Annotated in this window: 3 protein-coding genes; all 3 read left to right on the forward strand. The window is 31.1% G+C overall.

Features of this window, described 5'->3' with window-relative positions; all coding sequences use genetic code 11:
- The coding region (locus EIG86_RS14105; RefSeq protein ID WP_205030464.1) for an NADase-type glycan-binding domain-containing protein at positions 1-743 on the forward strand (743 nt) is incomplete at its 5' end.
- A 166-nt stretch (positions 744-909) separates the two neighbouring features.
- The gene (locus EIG86_RS06170; protein ID WP_127845293.1) at positions 910-1,443 is read left to right on the forward strand and encodes a hypothetical protein; all 534 of its coding nucleotides are present in this window, start codon (positions 910-912) and stop codon (positions 1,441-1,443) included.
- 193 nt (positions 1,444-1,636) lie between these two features.
- Entirely contained in the window at positions 1,637-2,194 is a 558-nt protein-coding gene (locus tag EIG86_RS06175) for a hypothetical protein (protein WP_240032185.1), read from the forward strand.
- Positions 2,195-2,267: the final 73 nt, after the last annotated feature.

Here is a 2,267-nt window from a genome sequence, read left to right on the forward strand (position 1 = left end):
CTTTGAAATTGAATTTAAAAGATATAGAATTTTTACGCGCTACTGCGCATACACGAAAACGTTGTGGTGCATTTACGAAAAACGATATGAAAATTAATTTAACGATATTCTTCTTAATCTTTAATTCACTTCTGTTTTCACAAGAAATGAAAATAATTCAAGCTGTTCAAGAGAAAGATTCTGACTTTTTTGACTATGAAGATTATGAGGCACCTGACAAGCCAATCGGAGAACTAATATTTTTGAAAGGTTGCAGTTGGTATTGCGGTGGCTCGGTTAAATCGATTAAAGCTTCGTCTGAGTTAATAGAAAATAACGGAATTACTTACTCGCCCAAAAATGCTCACGATTTTGACAAAAATACAGCTTGGATTGAGGGAGAAACTGATTTTGGTATTGGAGAGTTCATAGAATATTGTTTTGACTTTAGCGAAATTAAAGGATATAATGGAGGTTTGGGAATAAATAAAATTTTATTAGCAAACGGATACAAGAAAAATAAACTGATCTGGGAAAATAATTCTAGAATTAAGCAACTGAAATTTTATTTAAACGGAGAACCTCATGCAATTATAAACCTTTTGGACTCATTTGAAATTCAAACAATTGACATTGGAGAAATAAAATTCCCAGCAAATAAAGAGACGAAACTAAAATTTGAAATAACTCAAGTTTACGAAGGAGAAAAATATAAAGACACCGCAATTAGTTTGTTGATGTTTGAGGGAATAGGAGTGCACTAAAAATAAAAAACGACACCACAACAATAGCTATAGGCAATAGCTTGGGTTTGGGATTGAAAAACGAAAGTTCGGGATTTATTTTCTAACTTTACGACTGAAAACAAAACTGAATGGCTTTTTTGGCGCTACTGCCCATAGCCAGACCGTTGGCAAACATTATGAACAAATGAAATACAAAATTAGAACAATATCGGTTACTCTTTTCGTATTTACATTTATTACAATACTATTAAGCTTTTCATATGTAGCTTATAATTTTAAAGAAGTAATTGATATAAAAGCATATGAATTTATTGTTTTTATAACTGCTACTTTATTAATTATTGGAATATACTGGATTTCTGTAAAATTGACTTCTGGAATTGCTGAAATTGAGCTAACTAAAAGGGAAATTGAGTTTAATTGGTTAAAAAAACCGATATTAAAGTCTCAAGATAATCTCAAATTCGATTTATATAAAATTGATAGTTGGAATATTCAAAGAGAATTTCACTACGATACCCTAAATATAAGTTCGAACTTTTCAAGCATGACCATTTCAAGATTTCCAGAATGGAGAGATGATAAGGATGATTATCAAAGCTTTATAAATTCTTTTTCAAATAAAATAAAAAGCATTAATAAAAAAAAACTTAAAAGTGATAAAAGAAATGAAAAGCCTAACCAAACAACAGAAAATAAACTAATAAGTAATAAATAAGCGAATTATAATAGTTCTAATAAACCTAAAATTCTAATGGTTATTCACATAATTGCTATGATTCTTGGTGTTTTTTATGTTTATAAAAATTGGAATACTGGAAAATCAAACATACTAATCGTGATTGCAGGGTTGAGTGGATGTATCAATTATATTAAAAAAATATAGACAAAATCGGAATCAAAAATAACGTTTGCCAACACTATGTATCTTCAATGGCGAGGTTTGGGAGCTGAAACCAAAAGTTTGGGATTTATTTTCTAACTTTACGACTGAAAAACGAAGTGCATTGCTTCTTTGGTCGCCACTGAAAGATACACTTCCCGTTGCCCACAATACAAAGATGATTATGAAAAAAGTTTTAGTTATTGCACTTTTAATCTTCGGATTTAGTTCCTGTACACAAGAATTAACGTGTGCGGATTTTAAAACGGGAGAATTCCTGATTCCAGCTGATTCTCTATATGCGAAATCTTTTAAGGTCATAAGAAAAGGTGGCCAGCAAATAGAATTTGATGAAAAAGGAGATAAAACTTTAGTTGACATAAAGTATAAGGACGACTGTAACTATGTTCTCACCTATAATGAAGACTCGAACAATTTAGATGAATCGAACAAATATATAAATGCATCTGGCGGTGTCAAAGTCGAGGTTTTAGAGATTAAAGGTGATACTCTGTTTTATTCGGGAGTAATAGAAAATGATTCACTTCGCTACGAAATGCCAGGCAAGTTGGTGAAGTTGAAATAGTACTGTGGGCAACACTGTGTATACGCAATAGCTGGGTTTGTGAATGAAAGCAAAGTTTGAGATAATTTGCTAA

The organism is Psychroflexus aestuariivivens, from assembly GCF_004010055.1.
Lineage (GTDB): Bacteria > Bacteroidota > Bacteroidia > Flavobacteriales > Flavobacteriaceae > Psychroflexus > Psychroflexus aestuariivivens.

What these genes read in the sequence shown, in the direction of transcription:
- EIG86_RS06170 (WP_127845293.1), top strand. Translation starts at nt 910, where the DNA reads ATGAAATACAAAATTAGAACAATATCGGTTACTCTTTTCGTATTTACA.